The sequence below is a fragment of the Streptococcus sp. SS4 genome (assembly GCF_030440125.1).
GTDB lineage: Bacteria > Bacillota > Bacilli > Lactobacillales > Streptococcaceae > Streptococcus.
In genome coordinates this window covers 86,588-110,207 of sequence record NZ_JAQFJM010000009.1, presented here as the reverse complement: position 1 = coordinate 110,207, position 23,620 = coordinate 86,588, and the positions used below count along the sequence as shown (strand labels likewise).

The 23,620-nt window shown below is 38.7% G+C and carries 19 protein-coding genes and 1 pseudogene; 19 read left to right on the top strand and 1 reads right to left on the bottom strand.

The features are described 5' to 3' along the window. Positions 1-13: 13 nt before the first annotated feature. The 5 genes and pseudogenes from PCY16_RS09030 (at position 14) to dexB (ending at position 5,758) form a co-directional block, all read left to right on the top strand. Complete coding sequence (locus tag PCY16_RS09030; protein WP_037602240.1) at positions 14-1,390, top strand: ABC transporter permease; 1,377 nt, start codon at positions 14-16, stop codon at positions 1,388-1,390. 71 nt (positions 1,391-1,461) lie between these two features. Next, complete coding sequence (locus tag PCY16_RS09025; protein ID WP_037602238.1) at positions 1,462-2,115, top strand: response regulator transcription factor; 654 nt, start codon at positions 1,462-1,464, stop codon at positions 2,113-2,115. Beyond that, positions 2,112-3,416, top strand: a complete 1,305-nt coding sequence (locus tag PCY16_RS09020) for a HAMP domain-containing sensor histidine kinase (protein WP_037602236.1) — start codon at positions 2,112-2,114, stop codon at positions 3,414-3,416. Before PCY16_RS09025 ends, PCY16_RS09020 begins: the two co-directional genes overlap by 4 nt. 200 nt (positions 3,417-3,616) lie before the next feature. Continuing rightward, a pseudogene (locus PCY16_RS09015) lies at positions 3,617-3,754 on the top strand (IS200/IS605 family transposase); the annotation flags it as partial. Between the two features lie 393 nt (positions 3,755-4,147). Further along, positions 4,148-5,758: a glucan 1,6-alpha-glucosidase DexB gene (dexB, locus tag PCY16_RS09010; RefSeq protein WP_156685334.1), complete on the top strand. Its 1,611-nt coding sequence runs from the start codon at positions 4,148-4,150 to the stop codon at positions 5,756-5,758. 58 nt (positions 5,759-5,816) lie between these two features. On the opposite strand, the gene PCY16_RS09005 is transcribed toward dexB, so the two are convergent. Then, positions 5,817-6,812 carry a LacI family DNA-binding transcriptional regulator gene (locus tag PCY16_RS09005; RefSeq protein ID WP_013990346.1) on the bottom strand — a complete coding sequence of 332 codons (996 nt, stop codon included), beginning with the start codon at positions 6,810-6,812 and terminating at the stop codon, positions 5,817-5,819. 140 nt (positions 6,813-6,952) lie between these two features. Between PCY16_RS09005 and PCY16_RS09000 the strand changes: the two genes are divergently transcribed. From PCY16_RS09000 to PCY16_RS08935, 14 genes are all read left to right on the top strand, one after another. Next, a complete protein-coding gene (locus tag PCY16_RS09000; RefSeq protein ID WP_060934054.1) occupies positions 6,953-8,119 on the top strand; it encodes a galactokinase in 1,167 nt (388 codons plus the stop codon). A gap of 19 nt (positions 8,120-8,138) precedes the next feature. Further along, positions 8,139-9,620, top strand: coding sequence for a UDP-glucose--hexose-1-phosphate uridylyltransferase (gene galT / locus PCY16_RS08995; protein ID WP_073688492.1), 1,482 nt, complete (start codon positions 8,139-8,141; stop codon positions 9,618-9,620). 29 nt (positions 9,621-9,649) lie between these two features. Beyond that, positions 9,650-10,651 (top strand): UDP-glucose 4-epimerase GalE, encoded by a 1,002-nt coding sequence (gene galE, locus PCY16_RS08990; RefSeq protein ID WP_002888050.1) that lies wholly within the window; start codon positions 9,650-9,652, stop codon positions 10,649-10,651. A 69-nt stretch (positions 10,652-10,720) separates the two neighbouring features. Continuing rightward, positions 10,721-11,767 (top strand): galactose mutarotase, encoded by a 1,047-nt coding sequence (locus tag PCY16_RS08985; RefSeq protein WP_064525313.1) that lies wholly within the window; start codon positions 10,721-10,723, stop codon positions 11,765-11,767. Positions 11,768-11,878: 111 nt separating this feature from the next. Then, entirely contained in the window at positions 11,879-13,783 is a 1,905-nt protein-coding gene (locus PCY16_RS08980; protein ID WP_014632923.1) for a PTS sugar transporter subunit IIA, read from the top strand. A gap of 3 nt (positions 13,784-13,786) precedes the next feature. After that, the gene (locus PCY16_RS08975) at positions 13,787-16,804 is read left to right on the top strand and encodes a glycoside hydrolase family 2 TIM barrel-domain containing protein (protein ID WP_301354534.1); all 3,018 of its coding nucleotides are present in this window, start codon (positions 13,787-13,789) and stop codon (positions 16,802-16,804) included. Positions 16,805-17,295: 491 nt separating this feature from the next. After that, complete coding sequence (locus tag PCY16_RS08970) at positions 17,296-18,462, top strand: hypothetical protein (protein WP_229056662.1); 1,167 nt, start codon at positions 17,296-17,298, stop codon at positions 18,460-18,462. 93 nt (positions 18,463-18,555) lie between these two features. Further along, positions 18,556-19,398: an aldo/keto reductase gene (locus PCY16_RS08965; protein ID WP_060971981.1), complete on the top strand. Its 843-nt coding sequence runs from the start codon at positions 18,556-18,558 to the stop codon at positions 19,396-19,398. A gap of 133 nt (positions 19,399-19,531) precedes the next feature. Next, a complete protein-coding gene (gene relB / locus PCY16_RS08960) occupies positions 19,532-19,747 on the top strand; it encodes a type II toxin-antitoxin system RelB family antitoxin (RefSeq protein WP_014632927.1) in 216 nt (71 codons plus the stop codon). After that, positions 19,737-19,991 (top strand): type II toxin-antitoxin system RelE/ParE family toxin, encoded by a 255-nt coding sequence (locus tag PCY16_RS08955; RefSeq protein ID WP_060971980.1) that lies wholly within the window; start codon positions 19,737-19,739, stop codon positions 19,989-19,991. Before relB ends, PCY16_RS08955 begins: the two co-directional genes overlap by 11 nt. A 144-nt stretch (positions 19,992-20,135) precedes the next feature. Further along, positions 20,136-20,822 (top strand): YoaK family protein, encoded by a 687-nt coding sequence (locus tag PCY16_RS08950; RefSeq protein WP_060971979.1) that lies wholly within the window; start codon positions 20,136-20,138, stop codon positions 20,820-20,822. 90 nt (positions 20,823-20,912) lie between these two features. Next, complete coding sequence (locus PCY16_RS08945; RefSeq protein WP_195413950.1) at positions 20,913-21,545, top strand: nitroreductase family protein; 633 nt, start codon at positions 20,913-20,915, stop codon at positions 21,543-21,545. Between the two features lie 163 nt (positions 21,546-21,708). Then, complete coding sequence (locus tag PCY16_RS08940; protein WP_014632931.1) at positions 21,709-22,392, top strand: response regulator transcription factor; 684 nt, start codon at positions 21,709-21,711, stop codon at positions 22,390-22,392. Beyond that, positions 22,392-23,267 carry a sensor histidine kinase KdpD gene (locus PCY16_RS08935; RefSeq protein WP_195413949.1) on the top strand — a complete coding sequence of 292 codons (876 nt, stop codon included), beginning with the start codon at positions 22,392-22,394 and terminating at the stop codon, positions 23,265-23,267. Before PCY16_RS08940 ends, PCY16_RS08935 begins: the two co-directional genes overlap by 1 nt. Positions 23,268-23,620 lie beyond the last annotated feature (353 nt).

The following is a 23,620-nucleotide window of genomic DNA, read 5'->3' as shown; positions in this document are numbered from 1 at the left end:
AGAAAGGACTCTTATGTTTCGAAACGCTTTTGCATATATTACACGAAAATGGTCAAAGTCACTATTACTGTTAATTATTATTCTTTTGATGAGTACTCTTAGTTTGTTAGGACTTGCTATGCGAAGTGCAACCCAAGAAGCTGCATCCAAGAGTCTAGGGGCAATTACCAATAGTTTTTCAATGCAGATTAATCGTAACACGAATCCTGGAACTCCTCGAGGGGCTGGAAATCTTAAGGGAGAAGATATTAAAAAGATTAGTGAGACTAAAGGAATTGTTTCGACTATTAAACGGATAAATGGTATTGGTGATTTACTAGATTATGAGATTATTGAAACAGAGCAAACGCTACAAAATCAATCGCCAGAACGTGCTAAAAATTTTAAGTCTACCTTGATGTTGACAGGAGTCAATGACTCATCAAAAGAAGATAAATTTGTTTCAGGTGCTTATAAACTAGTTGAAGGAGAACATCTAACCGATAAGGACCATAATCAAATCTTGATGCACGAAGGTTTAGCTAAAAAGAATGGTCTTAATGTAGGAGATAAAGTAAAGCTTAAATCTAATCTCTATGATGCTGATAACGAAAAAAGGGCTGATGAAACAGTAGAAGTGACTATCAAAGGTTTATTTTCTGGTCAAAATCAAGCTGCCGTTACCTATGCTCAGGAGTTGTATGAAAACACCCTCATCACTGATCTAGATACAGTAGCAAAACTCTATGGTAATACTGTAGAAACTGCCACTTATGAGGATGCCACTTTCTTTGCTAAAGGCGATCAAAATCTTGATTCCTTGATAGCAAAGATTAAAAAGTTGAATATTAACTGGTCCCTCTACGATCTTGTTAAGAGCTCGTCAAATTACCCTGCTTTACAGAAATCTATTCTTGGGATGTATCGTGTGGCAAACCGTATGTTTATTGGAAGTCTCATTTTTACAAGTTTATTGCTAACCCTTCTGTTAATTTTATGGTTAAATGCTCGTCGTAGAGAAGTTGGTATCTTTTTGGCCTTGGGACTTAAAAAGACACAGGTTGCGGGTCAATTTTTAATAGAATTGCTGATGATTGCCTTACCAGCCTTTCTTTTGTCATATGGTTTAGCTAGTTTCTTTGCCGAAAAAGTTGGTAATACAGTCCTTTCCAATGTAACAGAAGGTATCAATAAGCAAATGACCAAAGAATCTCTAGCTGCAAATCTTGGTGGAGGGGCTGAGGCAGAAAGCTTCAGTAAGACTCTAACTCAGATTCACATGACAGTCCAACCTAAGCAACTTTTGGTAGTCATTCTAGTCGGTGGATTTATTTTAAGCTTGGTATCCTTGATTTCTTCTCGCTGGCTTCTTCACAAGAAACCCAAGGACCTCTTAGTTGATGTTGAATGATAAGTTTGCTGCACCTATAAAAAACGGTATAATGGAAGAAAGAGACCATATATAGATTAAAAGGATAATGTATGAAGATACTAATCGTAGAAGATGAAGTCCTGATTCGCGAAGGGATGAGCGACTATCTCATGGAATGTGGCTATGAGGTCTTTGAAGCAGGCGATGGGCAGGAGGCCCTGGACCTCTTTCACAGAGAGGCGCCAGATCTGGTCTTGCTGGATATCCAGCTCCCTATCCTCAATGGCTTGGAAGTACTCAAGACCATCCGGAAGACCAGCTCAGTCCCTGTCCTCATGCTAACGGCCTTCCATGACGAGGACTATAAGTTGACAGCCTTTGGAGAGTTGGCAGATGGCTATCTGGAAAAACCCTTCTCCTTGTCCCTCTTGAAGGTCCGTATCGAAGCTATTTTTAAAAAGCTTCAGCCTTCACGGGTCTTCACCTATGGAGAGGCACAGGTGGATTTTGAGAGCTACACAGCCAGCCTAGCTGGGCAAGCCATCTCCATGAATGCCAAGGAGTTGGAAATCTTGGAATACCTGCTCCAGCATGAAGGCAAGGCCCGGACTCGCTCTCAGATCCTCGATGCCGTCTGGAAGGAGACGGAGGAGATTCCTTTTGATCGGGTGATCGATGTCTATATCAAGGAACTACGAAAAAAACTAGAGCTGGACTGTATCGTTACGGTACGCAATGTCGGCTATAAATTGGAGAGACCATGACCAAACGGAGTATCTTTGCAAAAATCTTTCTGATTACCTTTGCCCTTTTTAGTAGCTTAGTCATTCTTCTACATGCTTCGGTTTACTTTATTTTTCCATCGACCTATATCGAGTCCCAGCGCCAGACGATTTTGAAGAAATCGCAAGCTCTGGCTAAGAGTTTCCAGGGCCAGGAAGAAGGGACCATTGAGTCGGTCATCGACCTTTATTCCAAGACCAATGATATCAAGGTGTCTATCAAAGGAAAGCAAAAACAAAATGCCCTAGAGGTCAAGGATGACCTGCTCGTGAACCCTGACAGCCAGAATAATTCCTTGGTCATTGAAGAGCGAAAGATTCAGACCAAGGAAGGGAAGGACTTGACCTTGCAATTCTTAGCGACCGTCGATTCCCAAAAGGAAGCGCGGGACATCAGTCTGGGCTTTCTTCCCTATAGTCTCCTTGCTTCCTTTGTTCTGTCATTGCTTGCCTCCTATCTCTATGCCCGCATGATTTCTGCTCCGATCCTTGAGATCAAGCAGATGACCAAGCGGATGAAACGGCTGGATCGGACAGCCAGTCTTCCTATTCACTCGCAGGATGAGATTGGCGTTCTCAAGCAACAGATCAACGACCTCTATCACCATCTTTTAGAGGTGATCGACAATCTAGAGCAGCAGAAACAGGAAAATCTGAAGTTGGAGCAGATGAAGGTCGAGTTCCTACGGGGGGCTTCGCATGAGCTCAAGACGCCTCTGGCCAGCTTGAAGATTATCCTAGAAAATATGCGAGATAAAATTGGTCGCTACAAGGATCGGGACCGCTACCTATTAGTTTCTCTTGACATCGTCGATGAGATGAACCAGATTGTCCTAGAGATCCTGTCTTTATCTTCTGTTCAAGAATTAGGTGGTGATAAGGAGTGGATTCAGTTAGATGATGTGGTAAATCGCATACTCACTCAAAATCAAGTGTTGGTTGAGAATCGCTCCCTATCAATTGACAATTATCTTCCGGCAACTAGTATTTTCATGAATTTACCTATTTTGAAATTGGTTCTCTCAAATATCATCAGTAATGCAGTCAAGCATTCTGATAAGGGTGGAGTGATTCGAATAGGTTTAGAAAATGAAGGAACTGATTTTGTCATTGAAAATACGATTGTATCTAAAGAAAATACTCCAACTAAAGTTCAGTCTAAGAAAGAAGGAGGATTAGGCCTTTTTGTGGTTAAATACCTTCTAGAGCATGAGGAACTTAGCTATAGATTTGAAGAAAGTTCCATGGGGAGACGCTTTGTTATGGTCTTGCCCAAAAAGTAAAAAGTGACGGTTGAGGTATTAACCGTCGTTTTTGTCTCACGAAACCCACTAGCTGTGCTAGTGGTTCCGAAAAGCTTTTAGCGATGTATCAAAAAAGTCCCCCTAAAGTGTAATATTAGATAAGGTTTCCCGACCACTAACTAGTATACAAAAGGAGGACCCCTGATGAGACAGGATAATAATAGTTTAGCACATACTACCACGCTAATTTAAAGTATAAATTTGGGAATTTCAAATTTTGGTGTTGAGGGTTTTATGTTGATACGGTTGGGCTAAATCAAAAGTGAATTGAAGAATATATTCGTAATCAATTACAAGAAGACGTGATAGCAGATTAGCTCAGTCTTTTCGAGGAATATTGTCCGTTTACAGGTGAAAAGAATAAAAGAAAGTAGTCTTAAAGAGACCCGCTAGTCGGGTCAGCTAGCAAAGGTGGTGCTGAAGGGAAACCATTCGGTAGGCCTTTAGGCCTCGGCCGGTAGCAGAGGCTTTCAGCCGAAGAGCAAACCACCCGTTCTCACGGGTGGTTTTGATTTGTATTGTTAAGCTAAGCAAAGGCTAACCTTACATTTCAACTCTATTATTTTTCAATATTACCAAAATTTTAAGGAGTCTGGAGTATAGGTCATTGAAATGTTTTAAACAAAAAAGAAAACGCTTGCATAACTTCTAGAAAAACGTAAAATAGAACTATCAGACTCACGATGATAATAAAAACGAGGAGTAGAATCATGCAAAAACATTGGTGGCATAAAGCTACGATTTATCAAATTTACCCTAAATCTTTTATGGACAAAAACGGTGATGGCATTGGTGATTTGAAGGGGATTACCAGTAAGTTAGACTACTTGCAAAAACTTGGAATAACAGCCCTATGGCTTTCGCCTGTCTATGACAGTCCAATGGATGACAATGGCTATGACATCGCTAACTATGAGGCTATTGCAGATATTTTTGGAGACATGAGTGACATGGATGAGCTTTTGGCGGAAGCCAAGAAGCGTGATATTCAAATTGTTATGGACTTGGTGGTTAACCATACCTCTGATGAACATGCATGGTTTATCGAGGCGCGTGAAAATCCAGAAAGTCCTGAACGAGATTTCTACATCTGGCGAGACAAACCTAATGAGTTAGTATCTATCTTTAGTGGATCTGCTTGGGAATATGATGAGACCTCAGGCCAATATTATCTGCATTTCTTTAGTAAGAAACAGCCAGACCTTAATTGGGAAAATCCACAGTTGCGCCAGAAAGTTTATGACATGATGAATTTCTGGATTGATAAGGGAATCGGTGGTTTCCGCATGGATGTGATTGATATGATTGGTAAGATTCCAGATCAACTGATTGATACAAATGGTCCAAGGCTTCACGATTACATTAAGGAAATGAACCAGGCGAGCTTTGGCAAGCATGACCTTCTAACCGTTGGTGAAACCTGGGGAGCGACACCTGAGATTGCTAAACAGTATTCAAATCCTGATAATCAAGAACTTTCAATGGTTTTCCAGTTTGAACATATTGGACTTCAGCATAAGCCAGATAGCCCTAAATGGGAGTATGAGAAGGAGTTGGATGTTTCAGCACTTAAGGCTATTTTCAATAAATGGCAAACCGAGTTAGAGTTGGGACAAGGGTGGAACTCACTTTTTTGGAATAATCATGATCTGCCTCGTATTCTCTCAATGTGGGGAGATACTGGTGTCTATCGTGAGAAGTCAGCTAAGGCCTTGGCTATCCTCCTTCATCTGATGAGGGGAACACCTTACATTTATCAGGGCGAAGAAATCGGCATGACCAATTATCCATTTAGAACTTTGGAAGAATTGAATGACATTGAATCTCTCAACTATGCCAAAGAAGCTCTCGAAAAAGGGGCATCGATAGAAGTTATCATGGACCAAATCCGTCAGGTGGGTCGTGACAATGCTCGAACACCAATGCAATGGGATACTTCTAAAAATGCTGGATTTAGCATATCGGATAAGACTTGGTTACCTGTTAATCCAAACTATAAGGACATAAATGTTGAATCAGCCCTTGCCAATCCAGAATCGATTTTCTATACCTATCAGAAGCTCGTTGCGCTTCGTAAAACTCAAGATTGGTTGGTAGATGCTGACTTTGAACTCTTGGAGACAGCTTCAAAAGTATTTGCTTATATTCGTAAGACTAAAGATAGTAGCTATCTGGTTGTAGTCAATTTATCAGACCAAGAACAAGACTTCTGTTATGATTTCGAAAGAGCAGAAGTTGTCATTGCAAATACCGAATTAGAGCCAATTACAGACCAAGGCAAACTCCAAGCCTGGGATGCCATTTGTGTGAAGGTGAAATAAAAAGAAAAGTGGTTGTCAACTGACTGTTGGCGACCACTTTTTATCTATTAAATAGTTGTTATTTCGTACTTTCTCTCAGAGTCAGTTTAGTGCCCAACATAGTAAGTGTCGGGATTTCTCTTGGAGCCAAGACTTGTTTATTGAGGACATCCATGGCAGTTCGTCCCATTTCTTCGGTGTAGACAGTGACACTAGAAAGTGGCGGATAAACTTGTTTGGCTAGACTGGTGTCATTAAAGGAGATAATCTGGATATCTTCTGGGACATTAATGCCATTTTCCTGAAGGGCTCTAAGAGCACCGATAGCCAGACTATCACTAGCAGCAAAGTAGGCATCTGGTAGGGGTGTACCACTTGCTATTTTAGAGGCTAAAAGGTCATAGCCAGATTGAACTGTAAAATTACCTGAAAGAATCAAAAGAGGGTCATAGATGCTCTTTTCAATACAGTAGTTACGATAAGAACGTAAACGAGGCTCCGGAACGATTTCAGTTGAATCCGTTGTTTTTTCTTGCCCTGTTAAAAGACCGATGCTCTTACACCCTTGCTCAGTGAGATAACTTAGTGCCGTTTGAACAGCATTTTCAAAGTCAGTTGTCACACAAGGATGTCCCTGAAGTAGGGTATCACTATCTACAAAGACCAGTAATCTACCCAATGATTCCAATTCAGTAATCTGTTCACGACTAAACTTTCCGATACAAAGTATACCTATGACTTCTTCAGCGAGACTAAAAGGAATGTCATTGAAATAACGAAGCATCTCGTAGTCTAGCTCATGGGCTCTTGTTTCAATTCCAAGCCGAATGTTGTAGTAGTAGAGATCGTCTAACTCATCTTCCTCACTTACCCATTGGATAATTGCCACTTGATGTTTTTCTTTTTTCAAGTTTCCGATTTTCTTATGTTTGGTATATCCGATTTCATCTGCCGCAGTTAAAATACGGTGCCTGGTTTCTTCAGTAACGGAGAGGTTTTCATCTTGGTTGAGAACACGTGAAACAGTTGCGATTGATACATCAGCCAATTTTGCGATATCTTTTAATGTAGCCATATTGTTCTCCTTTCATCCAAAGTATATCATAATTTCTAAAATTTTACCTATTTTTTACTAAAAAAACAGTAAAAATATTGATTTTCCTTGTGAAAGGGGTTACACTGTTAGTGTAAAAAAGAATAAGTGAGGTACATCCTATGAAGACATCACAGTTAAGAGAAAAGTTTAAAGAAGTTTTTGGTGTAGAAGCAGAACATACTTTCTTTTCTCCAGGTCGTATTAATTTGATTGGTGAACACACTGACTACAACGGTGGACATGTGTTCCCAGCAGCTATTACCTTAGGTACTTACGGAGCGGCCCGTAAACGTGATGACAAAGTTTTGCGTTTCTTCTCAGGTAACTTTGAAGATAAGGGAATCATCGAAGTTCCACTTGAAAATCTTCGTTTTGAAAAAGAACACAACTGGACAAACTATCCAAAAGGTGTTCTTCATTTCTTGCAAGAAGCTGGTCATACGATTGATTCAGGTATGGATATTTACATCTATGGTAACATTCCAAATGGATCAGGCTTGTCATCATCATCATCTTTGGAATTGTTGATTGGTGTTATTGCTGAAAAACTTTATGACCTTAAATTGGAACGCCTTGACTTGGTTAAAATCGGTAAGCAAACTGAAAATGACTTTATCGGCGTTAACTCTGGTATCATGGACCAATTCGCTATTGGTATGGGAGCTGATCAACGTGCGATTTACTTGGATACAAATACTTTAGAGTATGACTTGGTACCACTTGACCTTAAAGACAATGTTGTTGTTATCATGAACACTAACAAACGTCGTGAATTGGCTGATTCTAAATACAATGAACGTCGTGCTGAATGTGAAACAGCAGTATCTGAACTCCAAGAAAAACTTGATATCCAAACACTTGGTGAATTGGACCTCTGGACATTTGATGCATACAGCTACTTGATTAAAGATGAAAATCGTATCAAACGTGCCCGTCATGCAGTTCTTGAAAATCAACGTACACTTCAAGCCCGTAAAGCTCTTGAATCAGGGGATTTGGAAGGCTTTGGACGCCTTATGAATGCTTCTCACGTGTCATTGGAACATGATTACGAAGTGACAGGTCTTGAACTTGATACTTTGGCACACACCGCATGGGAACAAGAAGGTGTTCTTGGAGCTCGTATGACAGGAGCGGGCTTTGGTGGATGTGCCATCGCGTTAGTAAACAAAGATAAAGTTGAAGATTTCAAAAAAGCAGTTGGTCAACGTTATGAAGAAGTCGTTGGTTATGCACCAAGCTTCTATATTGCTGAAGTAGCTGGCGGTTCACGAGTACTTGATTAATGAGAAAGAAGTAGAGATTATGGCTGAAAATTTAGTAAACACTTTTGTAACTCTGGTTATTGAAAATAGTGATTATGAGGAATTGGACCGTATCTATTTGACAAACAAAGTTTTTGCTTTGGTTGGAGAAGGAGTTGCTGATGTTGAAACAGATAGCTCTGAGTTGATTGACCTTAAAGACCAGTTGCTTCAAGCAGGTGTTAAAGCTGGTTCTGTAGGTGAACTTAATGAAGAACAAGATATCATCGGTGCTCAACTCATGGACTTGATTACACCAAGCCCTAGCCTTGTCAATCGTAACTTCTGGGATACTTATAAATCTGACCCAGAGCAAGCAATTGCTGACTTTTATGCACAAAGTAAACGAAATGATTATGTGAAAGTCAAAGCCATTGCACAAAATATTGCTTATAAAGCACCTACTAAATACGGTGACTTGGAAATTACGATTAACCTTTCGAAACCGGAAAAAGATCCAAAAGCCATCGCTGCTGCTAAAAATGCGGTAGCTTCTGATTATCCAAAATGCCAACTTTGTATGGAAAATGAAGGTTATCTTGGTCGCATCAATCACCCAGCACGTAGTAATCATCGTGTTATTCGTTTCCAAATGGAAGGAAATGACTGGGGCTTCCAATATTCACCATATGCTTACTTTAATGAACATTCTATCTTCTTTTATGGTAAGCACGAACCAATGCACATCAGTCCATTGACGTTTGGTCGTCTCCTATCAATTGTTGAAGCATTTCCTGGTTACTTCGCAGGTTCAAATGCCGATCTTCCAATTGTAGGTGGTTCGATTCTTACACATGAACACTATCAAGGTGGTCGCCATACCTTCCCAATGGAAGTAGCAGGCATTAACGAAAAAGTTAGTTTTGATGGTTACTCTGATGTTGAGGCTGGTATCGTTAATTGGCCTATGTCTGTTCTTCGTCTTAGAAGTGAAGACAAGGAAAGACTTATTGCTCTTGCAACCAAAATTTTAAATTGTTGGCGTGGTTATTCAGACGAAAAAGCTGGTGTCTTGGCTGAGTCTGATGGGCAGCCTCACCACACCATTACCCCAATTGCTCGTAGAAAAGACGGTAAATTTGAATTAGATTTGGTTCTTCGTGACAATCAAACTTCTGAAGAACATCCAGACGGTATCTACCACCCACATAAAGATGTTCAACATATTAAAAAAGAAAACATTGGTTTGATTGAAGTTATGGGATTGGCCATTCTTCCTCCTCGTTTGAAAACAGAACTTAAAGATGTTGAAGATTATCTATTAGGTCAAGGTAACCAAGTTGCTCCAATTCACCAAGAATGGGCAGATGAACTCAAAGCTCAAAATCCGAATGTTACAGCTGAGGAAGTGACAGAAGTTGTTCGACAATCTGTTGCAGATATCTTTGCTCGTGTACTAGAAGATGCAGGTGTTTATAAGACTAATAGTGAAGGCTTGGATCAGTTTAAAGCATTTGTAGATTTTGTAAATTTAGCTGATTAATTGTTTTTTCTGAAGAAAGGAGATAAGAAATGGCAATTTTAGTATTAGGTGGAGCTGGTTATATCGGTTCTCACATGGTTGATCGCTTAGTTGAAAAAGGTCAAGAAAAAGTAGTAGTAGTAGATAGTTTGGTAACCGGTCACCGTGCTGCCGTACATCCAGATGCTATTTTCTATCAAGGCGATCTTTCTGATCAAGATTTTATGAGAAAGGTCTTCAAAGAAAACCCTGATGTTGATGCCGTCATTCACTTTGCGGCCTATTCATTGGTTGGTGAATCAATGGAAAAACCACTCAAATATTTTGATAACAATACAGCTGGAATGGTTAAATTGCTTGAAGTTATGAACGAATGCGGTGTTAAATACATTGTCTTCTCATCAACAGCAGCAACTTACGGTATCCCAGAAGAAATTCCAATTCTTGAAACAACACCACAAAATCCTATCAACCCATATGGTGAAAGTAAGTTGATGATGGAAACTATCATGAAGTGGTCTGATAAAGCTTATGGTATTAAATATGTGCCACTTCGTTACTTCAACGTTGCTGGTGCAAAACCTGATGGATCTATCGGTGAAGACCATGGTCCAGAAACTCACCTTCTCCCAATTATCCTTCAAGTAGCTCAAGGTGTTCGTGAAAAAATCATGATTTTTGGTGATGACTACAACACTCCTGATGGTACAAATGTTCGTGACTATGTTCACCCATTTGACTTGGCTGATGCTCACCTCCTTGCTGTTGAATATCTTCGTAAAGGTAATGAATCTACAGCCTTTAACTTAGGTTCATCAACGGGATTCTCAAACCTTCAAATTCTTGAAGCCGCTCGTAAGGTAACTGGTAAAGAAATCCCAGCTGAGAAAGCTGATCGTCGTCCTGGTGATCCTGATACATTGATTGCTTCATCTGAAAAAGCACGTACAGTTCTTGGATGGAAACCACAATTTGATAACATCGAAAAAATCATCGCAAGTGCTTGGGCATGGCATTCTAGCCATCCAAAAGGGTACGATGATCGAGGATAATTAAAATAATAAAAAAAGGGTCAAAGAGTATATATAATTATTGTACTCTTTGTTTTTTGAGGAAATAGTATGAAAATAAACTGCGAAATTATTGGAAAAGTTGATTCAGGCGATGTCAGTAAAATTTCAATGGAAAATAATAATGGTGTTGTCATTTCCACACTCACAACAGGTGCTACACTTCAGGAGTTTTTGGTTCCAACAGAAACTGGTGCTCTTAAAAATATAGTACTTGGTTTCAGTGATTACGAGGATTACTATAAGAATAATTTATGTGCCTGCCAGTCCATTGGTAGGGTTGCTGGAAGAATTGGGAAAGCTTCGTATACTCATAATATGGTTCTTTATAGCCTTCCTAAGAATGAGGGAGAAAACTGTTTACATGGCGGTCCAAAAGGAATGCAGGTTCAAAATTGGAACTATGTCACAAACCTGAATGATGAATATGTTGAGACAAAATTTATTAGAAGACTTTATTCAAGTGTAGATGGCTTTCCTGGTGATGTTACAGTCTCTATTAGTTATAGACTTAACAATAATAACCGCTTAACAATACTCTTTGAAGCCTTCGATGTTACAGAGTCAACAGTCTTTAATCCGACAAACCATGTTTACTTTAATCTTAGCGACAAACAGGATTTATCAAGTCATGAGTTACAAATCTATTCAGACTATCGTTTAGAGTTGGATTCTGAGTTAATTCCAACAGGACAAAAAATTAATGTAGATGGAACGAATTATGATTTCAGAAAGACAACTGACTTGCTACCTCGAATTGAAGCAAATAATGGTTTTGATGATGCCTTTGTAGTTGGAGGGGAAACTTGTGATCATGTGAGAGAAGTAGCTATTTTGCATGACAAAGAAAGCGGAGATGGTATTGAAATCTTCTCTAACAGAAATGGTTTAGTTATTTATACTATGGATATTATAGAGGATAATATTTACTTTGCGAGAGATCGAGGAACAATTGCAAAAGGACGAGAAGCTATAGCTATGGAAGCTCAAACACTCCCAGATGCCGTTAATCATACAGATTTTGGAGATATCATCTTGGAGGAGGGTCATAGTGTAAGCTATGAAATCGGTTTCCAATATTTTAATTCATCAAAATAATCATGTTTTAGTAAAAGTTTAGTAAAAAATCACTAAAACTATTGACGGTTTAAACTAATACTTATATAATGTAAGCGTATTCAAAAAAACAACTAACAGGAGGTTTTCGTAATGGGAAAATCTAAAGGTCAAATGAAGTCTCGTCTATCCTATTCAGCTGGTGCTTTTGGTAACGACGTCTTCTATGCAACGTTGTCAACATACTTTATCATGTTTGTGACAACTCACTTGTTTAACACAGGTGATCCAAAGCAAAATAGTCACTACGTACTATTAATTACTAACATCATCGCTATTTTGCGTATCTTGGAAGTATTTATCGATCCATTGATCGGTAACATGATTGATAACACTCATACTAAGTATGGTAAATTCAAACCATGGGTAGTTGGTGGTGGTATCATCAGTTCTATCGCCTTGTTGCTTCTCTTCACCGATTTAGGTGGTTTGAATAAAACAAATCCTTTCTTGTACCTTGTACTTTTCGGAATTATCTACCTTGTAATGGATGTCTTCTACTCAATTAAAGATATCGGTTTCTGGTCAATGATTCCTGCCTTGTCTCTTGACAGTCATGAACGTGAAAAAATGGCAACTTTTGCCCGTATTGGTTCTACGATTGGTGCCAATATTGTAGGTGTTGCCATCATGCCAATCGTTTTGTTCTTCTCTATGACGAACAGTAGTGGTTCTGGAGATAAATCTGGATGGTTCTGGTTTGCATTTATCGTTGCTCTCATTGGTGTGATTACATCAATTGCTGTTGGTATTGGTACACGTGAAGTTGAGTCAAAACTTCGTGATAACAAAGAAAAAACTAGCCTTAAACAAGTCTTTAAAGTTCTTGGTAAAAACGACCAATTGATGTGGTTGTCTCTCGGATATTGGTTCTATGGTCTTGGTATTAATACACTTAATGCTCTTCAACTTTTTTACTTCACATTTATCCTTGGTGATCCAGGGAAATACTCAATCCTTTACGGATTGAATACAGTTGTTGGTTTGGTTTCAGTTTCACTCTTCCCTAGCCTAGCTGGTAAATTCAACCGTAAACGTTTGTTCTATGGATGTATTGCAGTAATGCTCGGTGGTATCGGAATCTTTAGTATTGCAGGAACATCACTTCCAATGATCTTGACTGCTGCTGAACTCTTCTTTATTCCACAACCTCTTGTGTTCCTTGTTATCCTCATGATTATCTCTGACTCAGTAGAATATGGTCAATGGAAATTGGGACACCGTGATGAATCACTTACTTTGTCAGTTCGTCCACTTGTTGATAAACTTGGTGGTGCGATGTCAAACTGGCTTGTTTCTACAATTGCCGTAGCTGCCGGTATGACAACAGGTGCCTCAGCATCAACAATTACAACACATCAACAGTCTATCTTTAAGCTTAGCATGTTTGGTTTCCCAGCAGCAGCAATGCTCATCGGAGCCTTCATTATTGCTCGTAAAATCACTTTGACTGAAGCACGTCACGCTGAAATTGTTGAAGAATTGGAACATCGCTTTAGCGTAGCAACTTCTGAAAATGAAGTTAAAGCTAACGTCGTATCTCTTGTAAACCCTACAACTGGTCATTTGGTTGACCTCTCAAGTGTTAATGATGAACACTTTGCTTCAGGTAGCATGGGTAAAGGTTTCGCCATTAAACCTACTGATGGAGCTGTCTTTGCACCAATTAGTGGTACCATTCGTCAAGTTCTTCCTACTCGCCATGCAGTTGGTATTGAAAGTGAAGATGGTGTCATTGTTCTTATCCACGTTGGTATCGGAACAGTTAAACTTAAAGGTGAAGGGTTCATTAGTTACGTAGAACAAGGTGATCGTGTTGAAGTTGGACAAAAACTTCTTGAGTTCTGGTCACCAATTATTGAGAAAAATGGTCTTGATGACACAGTACTTGTCACTGTAACTAATTCAGAAAAATTCAGTGCTTTCCATCTTGAACAAGAAGTTGGAGAAAAGGTAGAAGCTTTGTCTGAAGTTATTACCTTCAAAAAAGGAGAATAATCTATGAACACGACTGAAAAAATTCAAACTTACTTAAACGATCCAAAGATTGTTAGCGTTAATACTGTTGACGCTCACTCAGATCATAAGTTTTTTGAATCTCTTACAGAATTTTCTGAAGGGGAGATGAAGTTAAGACAATCTCTTAATGGAAAATGGAAAATTCACTATGCTCAGAATACAAATCAGGTTTTAAAAGACTTTTATAAAACAGAATTTGATGAAACGGATTTGAATTTCATCAATGTACCAGGTCATTTAGAGCTTCAAGGTTTTGGTTCTCCACAATATGTGAATACCCAATATCCTTGGGATGGTAAAGAATTCCTTCGTCCACCTCAAGTTCCTCAAGAATCAAATGCTGTTGCATCATACGTTAAACATTTTACCTTGAATGATGCATTAAAAAATAAAAAAGTATTTATCTCATTCCAAGGGGTTGCCACTTCCATCTTTGTATGGGTCAATGGTAACTTCGTAGGATACAGTGAAGATTCATTTACACCTAGTGAATTTGAAATCAGTGATTACCTTGTTGAAGGTGATAACAAGTTGGCGGTAGCTGTTTATCGTTACTCTACAGCAAGCTGGTTGGAAGACCAAGACTTCTGGAGACTTTACGGTATTTTCAGAGATGTTTACTTGTATGCTATTCCAAAAGTTCACGTTCAAGATCTCTTTGTTAAGGGAGATTATGATTACCAAACAAAAGCAGGTCAATTGGATATTGATTTGAAGACTGTTGGTGATTACGAAGATAAGAAAATTAAATATGTTCTTTCAGATTATGAAGGCATCGTTACAGAAGGTGATGCATCTGTTAATGGTGACGGTGAACTATCTGTAAGTCTTGAAAATCTGAAAATCAAACCTTGGAGTGCTGAAAGTCCTAAACTTTACAATTTGACCCTTCATGTTTTGGATGATGACCAAGTTGTTGAAGTCGTTCCAGTTAAAGTTGGATTTAGACACTTTGAAATTAAAGATACACTCATGCTTTTGAATGGTAAGAGAATTGTCTTTAAAGGGGTTAACAGACACGAATTTAACGCTAGAACAGGACGTTGTATCACTGAAGAAGATATGCTTTGGGATATCAAAGTGATGAAACAACATAACATCAATGCTGTTCGTACTTCTCACTATCCTAACCAAACACGTTGGTATGAATTGTGTGATGAATATGGACTTTATGTTATCGATGAAGCCAACCTTGAAACACACGGTACATGGCAAAAACTTGGTCTAAGCGAACCTTCATGGAATATCCCAGCTAGTGAACCAGAATGGTTGCCTGCTTGTTTGGATCGTGCCAATAACATGTTCCAACGTGATAAGAACCATGCTAGTGTTATCATTTGGTCTTGTGGTAATGAATCATATGCTGGTAAAGATATTGCTGACATGGCTGATTACTTCCGTAGTGTTGACAATACTCGTCCAGTTCACTATGAAGGTGTTACATGGTGTCGTGAATTTGATTACATTACAGACATCGAAAGTCGTATGTATGCGAAACCAGCTGATATTGAAGAATACCTCACTAACAATCCTCAAAAACCTTATATTTCATGTGAATACATGCACACAATGGGTAATTCTGGTGGTGGATTGAAACTCTACACTGACTTAGAGAAATATCCAGAATACCAAGGTGGATTTATTTGGGACTTCATTGACCAAGCTATTTACAAACCACTTCCAAATGGTAGCGAATTCCTATCATATGGTGGTGACTGGCATGATAGACCTTCTGACTACGAATTTTGTGGAAATGGTATTGTCTTCGCAGATCGTACCCTAACTCCAAAACTTCAAACAGTTAAACATCTTTACTCTAATATTAAGATTGCTGTTGATGAAAAATCAGTAACTATCAAGAATGATAATGTCTTTGAAGATCTTTCTGCTTATACTTTCCTAGCTAGAGTTTACGAAGATGGTAGAAAAGTTAGCGAAAGTGAATATCACTTTGATGTTAAACCAGGTGAAGAAGCAACATTCCCAGTAGAATTCGCTGTTGGAGCTTCAAATGCTGAACGAATTTATGAAGTTGCTTGTGTTCAGAATGAAGCAACTGAATGGGCTCCAAAAGGACATGAAATTGTTCGTGGTCAATATGTTGCTGAAAAGATTAGCACTGAAACACCAGTTAAAGCACCTTTGAATGTTGTTGAAGGCGACTTCAACATCGGAATCCACGGACAAAACTTCTCTATCTTGCTTTCACGTGCACAAAATACGCTAGTATCTGCTAAGTATAATGGTGTTGAATTCATTGAGAAAGGTCCTAAACTTAACTTTACTCGTGCTTACACTGACAACGATCGTGGTGCTGGATATCCATTCGAAATGGCAGGCTGGAAAGTTGCTGGAAACTATAGTAAGGTTACAGATACTCAAATTCAAATTGAAGATGACTCTGTTAAAGTGACTTATGTTCATGAATTGCCTGGCTTGTCTGATGTCGAAGTTAAGGTGACTTATCAAGTTGATTACAAGGGTCGAATCTTTGTTACTGCAAACTATGATGGTAAAGCAGGTTTGCCAAACTTCCCTGAATTTGGTCTAGAATTTGCGATTGGTTCACAATTTACAAACCTTAGCTATTATGGATATGGTGCAGAAGAAAGTTACCTTGATAAACTTCCTGGTGCCTATCTTGGTCGCTATGAAACTTCTGTTGAAAAGACATTTGCTCCATATCTAATGCCACAAGAATCTGGTAATCACTATGGTACTCGTGAATTTACAGTATCTGATGATAACCATAATGGTCTTAAATTCACCGCACTTAATAAGGCATTCGAATTCAGTGCTTTGCGTAACAGTACTGAACAAATTGAAAATGCTCGTCATCAATATGAATTGCAACAATCTGATGCTACATGGATTAAAGTTCTTGCTGCTCAAATGGGTGTCGGTGGTGACGACTCATGGGGTGCTCCAGTTCATGACGAATTCTTGGTTAGCTCAGCAGATAGCTATCAATTGAGCTTCATGATTGAACCACTCAACTAAAGTATTATTGGACTTTGACTCCAACGATATATTTGATAAAGGAAACTCGAAAGGGTTTCCTTTTGTCATGGTTTGAAGTAAGAAAAAAGGAAACAGACCTCTGTTTCCTTTTAAAATATAACTCAGTTTTCAATTCCCTTAAAAATGGGAGTGGTCAAGTAAAATTATGAAAAAGTGAGTTAAAGTTATTGATATAGAGAAGGGACTAAACCACTCCCAAGGAGTTAATGATTTTTTGTAGCTTTAAATGAAACTTGAAGATTATGCCTTGATGTTAATCGTCCAATGGCACTCTATCTAATATAAGTGTACAACTTTGAGTTTAGATGTCCCAAAATAAGACTCTATGGATTCTTATCTGTATTGTGATTGGCGACTATTTTTGTCAATAAAAATTTAAGAGGTTGTTGATTTCACTTAGAATATAGTAATGTTCTATGAAAACGTATACAATAGTAGTTAGAGAAATAAACATAGATTGGAGAAGATTGATGACATCATCTTTTGAAGACTTCACAAAAAAAGCAGAAGCATTCTTAGAAGAACATATTACAGAGTATCTCAGTGTGGACATGGCTCTTGAAGATTTTGCAAGACAATACAACCAAGGGCTTTTTGATGAGATTACTTCCCCTGATTCAAAGCAGGAGAGAGCCTGGAAACTTATTGAAGAGGCTTATCATTATTATGAGGACGATCCTTCGAGAAGTCAGGAATTTTTGACAGAAGCTTTAAAACTAGATCCTGAAAATCTTGATGCTAAGCAGATGCTCTTAACTTTTCAAATTCCACTTGAACATCTAAAAGGCCTAATTGCTTTAGAAAAAGAGCAAAGGTCCAAGTGGGAGCAAGGTCCAAGAATGGGCTGGGCTAATCTTGACGAGCGTCCTTATTTGTCTTTGAAGTATAATCTTGCTAAATTTTATTTAAGCAACAGTATGAAGCGGTTTGCTATTAAGGAATTTGAAGAGATTCTAGAGATAGATGTTCAAGATCACATGGGAGTCCGTTACGAATTGATGGCTACCTATTGTAATCTGGAGGACTATGATAAGGCTAAAAACTTTTTCGAATGTGAGCAAATGGAATATCACGAAGAAGATTTGATGATAGTACCAATGATGACGGTCTCTCTAATGACGGGACATATTGAGGATGCGGATTTCTATTTTGATCTTCTCTATGCAAAAAATCCAGAGTTCGAAAATTATTTAAAAATGATTGAACAAGGTGATGAAGAGCGTCTAGTTGCCGAAACGCTTAAAGTCAACCCTATCTTATTTGAAGCCAATAGTATGCAAAGTCTTTTGATGGTTTTTAATCAAGTCGTTGATCTGTCCCAGTCAGAATATTATTTTACTTGGTTAATCGAAAAATATCGTGCAAAACGTCCACAAAGACATGTTGCGAAAAAGAAAAAACCAGAATTGCACAAACTAATTAGAGAATTGGAAAAAAGTATAGAACCAAGCAAAGCCCTCCAAGGTCTTTCAATAAGTGTGGAGCGTATACTTCGTCAACATGGCTTAATAGAATTTAAAGATTTTAAAAAGAAAACGGAAGAGGAAGTAGCAGGGATTAGAGGAGTTGGAAAGGTGAGCTTGGAAATCCTTAAAGAAAATGGTGTTGTCTTTAAAAAGAAGCGGAAAAAGAAGTAAGGAACTATTCATCAAACAAGCCATAGCAAATCTTTGCAATTTTATCTTATATCCTTTAAGATAATTCTGTTACAACTTGAAAAGGAGAACAGGATGGAAACATATACACTTTCAAATGGCGTTACGATTCCTAAAATTGGTTTTGGGACTTGGCAGATTCCAGAAGGGGAAGAAGCTTATAACAGCGTTAGTTTCGCACTTAAGGCGGGTTACACACACATTGATACGGCGCAAATCTACGGTAACGAGGTTTCTGTAGGTAAGGCGATTGCAGATAGTGTTGTGGCGCGTGAGGATATTTTCCTAACGACTAAACTCTGGAATGACAAGCACGATTACGATTTGGCTAAGGCCTCTATCGACGAGTCTCTTGAAAGACTAGGTGTGGATTATTTGGATCTTTTGCTCATCCACTGGCCTAATCCAAAGGCTCTTCGTGAGAATGATGCTTGGAAAGTTGGCAATGAAGGTGCTTGGAAGGCAATGGAAGAAGCCTACAAAGATGGTAAGGTGCGTGCTATCGGTGTGTCTAACTTTATGCAGCATCACCTTGATGCTCTCCTTGAAACGGCTGAAATTGTGCCACATGTCAATCAAATTCTTTTGGCTCCAGGTTGTGCCCAAGAAGATTTGGTTGCCTATTGCCAAGAGCGTGACATTCTTCTTGAAGCCTATAGCCCACTAGGTACTGGTAGCATTTTTGGAAATGAAGATGTAGAAGCAGTGGCTGAACGTAACGGAAAATCAGTTGCTCAAGTTGCCCTACGTTGGAGCCTTCAAAAAGGTTTCTTGCCACTACCTAAGTCAGTGACACCAAAAAATATCGAAGCCAACTTGGATATCTTTGACTTTGATTTGTCAGAGGAAGATATGGCAGTATTGGATAAGATTCAAGGCATTAAAACTCAGGATGATCCTGATACAGTTAATTTTTAATAGGACTGCAAGTAACTCGTAAGGGTTGCTTTTTCTATTGTTTTACGAATAAAAGTATGAACCTATTATCAAAATTGACAAAAAAGAGGAGTGGTAATACAATGGTGTTACAAAAGAGAACGAGGTTAAGGATATGACAACAATTACATTGAAGGTTTCAGAGGCAGATAAGAAGTTCATGCAGGCCATTGCGAAATTCGAAGGCGTATCCTTGTCAGAATTAATTCGTACCAAAACTTTAGAAGCCATTGAGGATGAATATGACGCTAGAGTAGCCGATTTGGCTTTGGCAGAATATGAAGACTATCTTGAAAATGGTGGGGAGGTGCTAAATTGGGATGACCTATAAGATAGTACCCACCCCTAAATTTGCCAAAAGTTTTAAAAAGTTGGATCCTTTTGTTAGGAAACAAATTAAGGCTTATCTCAATCGTGTCACAGATAATCCAAGAGCCAAGGGTAAGGCCTTAGTTGCCAATCGCACTGGACAATGGCGTTATCGTATTGGTGCCTATCGTGTTATTGTCAATATTCAGGACAATGAACTAATCATACTTGCCCTCGAAGTCGGTCATAGACGTGATATCTATTAGTATCAAGACATAGAATATCCTAGGTTCCGTTAATTTTTAATAGGATAGAAGCAACTCGTTAGGGTTGCTTTTTTATACTGTGTGTGCCCGAATTTGCTATAATAAGGCTATCATATCAATTACTATTAGAAGGGAAGTTATGCTATGGAATCGCGGAACCTTCTTCCTCAAAATACGCGTCTGATGGCTAATTTGTTGAGTTTCTCGGGAGGGGCTTTGGATGTCTTTTGTCATATGTACTATCATAGTTTGGTTGCTACACAGACTGGGAATATCCTTCTCTTGGTCGCTGACTGGCAGAACAGTAGCATGTACCATAACATGTTACGATGCTTTTCCATCCTTTTCTTTTCCTTAGGTTTTCTTTTTGGCATGTGGTTTAAAGATCATCGTAAGAATGCCTACTGGCGTGTTTATGGTCTTCTTCCACTTTGCGTGATGACAGCTATCCTGCCTTTTCTACCTTCAAATGCCTTGATTGAGCTCCCGATTATCGCTTTTTCTGCAGGTATCATGATGAAGACTTTTACTGGCAGTCAGATTGAGAATCATCCCTTCGTGATATTTATGACCTCAGGAAATTATCGAAGGATGTTAACGGCCATCTATTATGCCATTCAGGGAAGTGGTGATCAGAGAGAATATCGTCGTCAGGCTGTCAATTATAGCTTTATCGTAGGGAGCTTTGTCGTTGGCGCTATCGTCTCAGCCGTTCTGATGCATTTTGTGCATCTTAAGTCAATCTGGCTAATCACACTCAGTCTTATTATCATCATGGTTTACTATTCATCTGAAGTGAAACGGCTAGGGCTCAAGGAAACTAATCTTTAGTCGTCTGTAGCAAATATTTTTGATAACAATTGTCTTGTGTTATAATTTTGATTATATTATTTTCATTTAATCAAAAAAAGGAGACATAAGATGCCTGTAGTAAGCAATGATTTTTCAGATATCGTTTATAACCGTCGTTCCATTCGTAACTTTGATCCATCTATTAAGATTCCGCGAGAAGAACTGTTGGAAATCCTAGATAAAACTGTCACAGCACCATCATCAGTCAACATGCAACCTTGGCGTTTTGTTGTCGTTGATAGTGAGGAAGGCAAGGAAAAATTGACACCTTTCGTCAGCTACAATGGTGTGCAAAATGAAACATCATCAGCCATGGTCCTTATTTTTGCCGATTTGAAGAGCCAAGAAAGAGCTGAAGATATCTACGGTAAGGCTGTTGCTCAAGGAAAAATGCCTGAAGAAGTCAAAGAAAAACAACTGTCAAGCATTGTGCCAATGTATGAAAATGCTCCTCGAGAAATGATGAATGAAATTGTCCACATTGATGCTAGCCTTGCTGCTATGCAGTTGATGTTGGTTGCTCGTTCTTATGGTTATGATACCAACGCCATCGGTGGTTATAAAAAAGATGGGCTTGCCAAAGCCTTTGGACTTGATGAAGACCGTCATGTACCAGTTTTGCTCATTGCTCTTGGGAAAGCCAATGAAGAAGGCTTTGAGTCTGTTCGTTTGAATGCTTCTGATGTGACGACTTTTGCTTAATAAATAATTGACCGTAAGTCTCGGAAGTGGAGGCTTGCGGTTTTTATTTTTCCTTTTATGCTATCAATAACTCATAATGCACCTTGTCATTAATTTGGCTTTTTGTTAAGATGAAAGAAAAAGTGAGCGTATACAATCGGTAGTATCATTGGAGGATTAAGACATGGCACGTATTTTACAGATTGAAGACAATGAGGATATCCAGAATATTCTTTTTAACTTGTTTTCTGAAGAACATGATATTATCCAAGCCTACTCTGGAACCGAAGGAGAGCTTTTGTTTCAAAGTCAAGAGATTGATTTGGTTCTCCTAGATATCATGTTACCGGGTAAGGGTGGCGAAGAAGTGCTTAAGTTTATCAGGCAAAGAAGCTCTGTTCCTGTCATTATGCTGACAGCCTTGGGTGACAAGCACTTGATTAGTCAGTACTTACTTGATGGTGCAAATGATTATATCGTTAAGCCCTTTGATCTTGAAGAAGTTTATGCGCGTGTCTCGGTTCAACTACGTGAACACAGCAAGGGAAGTAGTAAGCCTGATAACATCTATCAAGTCAAAAATATCACGATAAACCCAGACAGTTTTGAAGTCTCCTGTCAGGGAAAAGTCATTCGTTTAGGTAAGAAAGAGTTTCAAATTTTCCACACACTCCTTCAAAATCCAAAGAAAATTTTTACTAAAGAGGACCTTTATGAGACGGTTTGGGAAGCCCCTTATCTATCAGGTGATAATACATTGAATGCACAGTTGAGTAATCTACGTAAGAAACTAGCCCAAGTGGATGCGGGTACGGAGTATATCGAAACGATTTGGGGCTTAGGTGTGCGACTTAAAGGAGAAGACTGATGGAAGGACTGCTTATTGTATTGATAGGACTTCTTCTGGGAGCGACTACCTGTCTAGTTCGTTACTATTTGGCTGTAAAATCTCTCTCAAAGCAGATTGAAGAAAAGCTAGTTGAAGAAAGCCATCGACGAATTACTCTGAAAAACCAGCCAAAATCATTGGTTATCCTAACGAATCGGATTGAGTCTCTTTTTACCCAAATTGAAAAGACTAACCTTGTCGCTCTCCAAGAAAAGAAAACCATGGATATGGCTATCAGTAATATTGCCCATGATATACGAACACCACTGACAGTAGCGAGCGGCTATGCTCAGCAAAGTCTTCGAAGTAGTAGTGAAGATGACGTGGCTATGGAGAAGATTTCTAAAAATCTACTGACTGTTTCAAAGCGTTTGGAAGCCTTGTTGGAATATCGACGATTAACAGAGGGGGCCATCCAACCACAATTTCAAGATGTGGACTTTTCTCAACTTGTGGTTAAGTCTATCCTGCCTTACTATGACATGTTTCAGGAGACAGGGATTACACTAGATATTCAAGTAACCCCTGATATCCAATGCGAAATGGATGCTGATATTTTTGAACGTCTATTTCAGAATATTATCAGTAACGTTCTAAAACATGGTAAGATTCAAGCTCAACTGACATTGCAGAAAAAGGACGATGGCATTTATTTGTCAGTTAGTAATATGGTCCAACAGCCGATACAGCATCTGGACCAACTAACGACCCGCTTTTATTCTGAAAACCTGTCAGACACCGAGGATTCCTCTGGACTTGGACTTTATATCACCGAACACTTAGTCCAAGTCTTATCGGGTGAGTTGCATCTGGCCTATGAGAATGAATGGTTCTATTTAACAGTGAGATTATGAATTAAAAGGTTTTGAATTGTTAAGATGGGGATATAGTCATCCTTATTTCACACTACCTTGGAACAAGCTATTGTAGACAATATTGATTATTACAACAACAAACGAATAGAACGATAAGGATTTAGTCATGTACAGTATAGGAATAAATCCTTTACTTAAGTTAGTTGTCTAACGTTTTGGTGTCAGTACAAAGGAATAAATAGCTACTTACTTTGTTTCAAAAACTCTCACTGTTGTTTTCAGAAGAGGAATTGATTATCTTTATTATTTACTAAGGTGTGTTTTTTGATGAGAAATAGTAGATCTAATTTAAACGGTAGTAACTAGAAAAATAAAGCTTCAAATTCATGGTT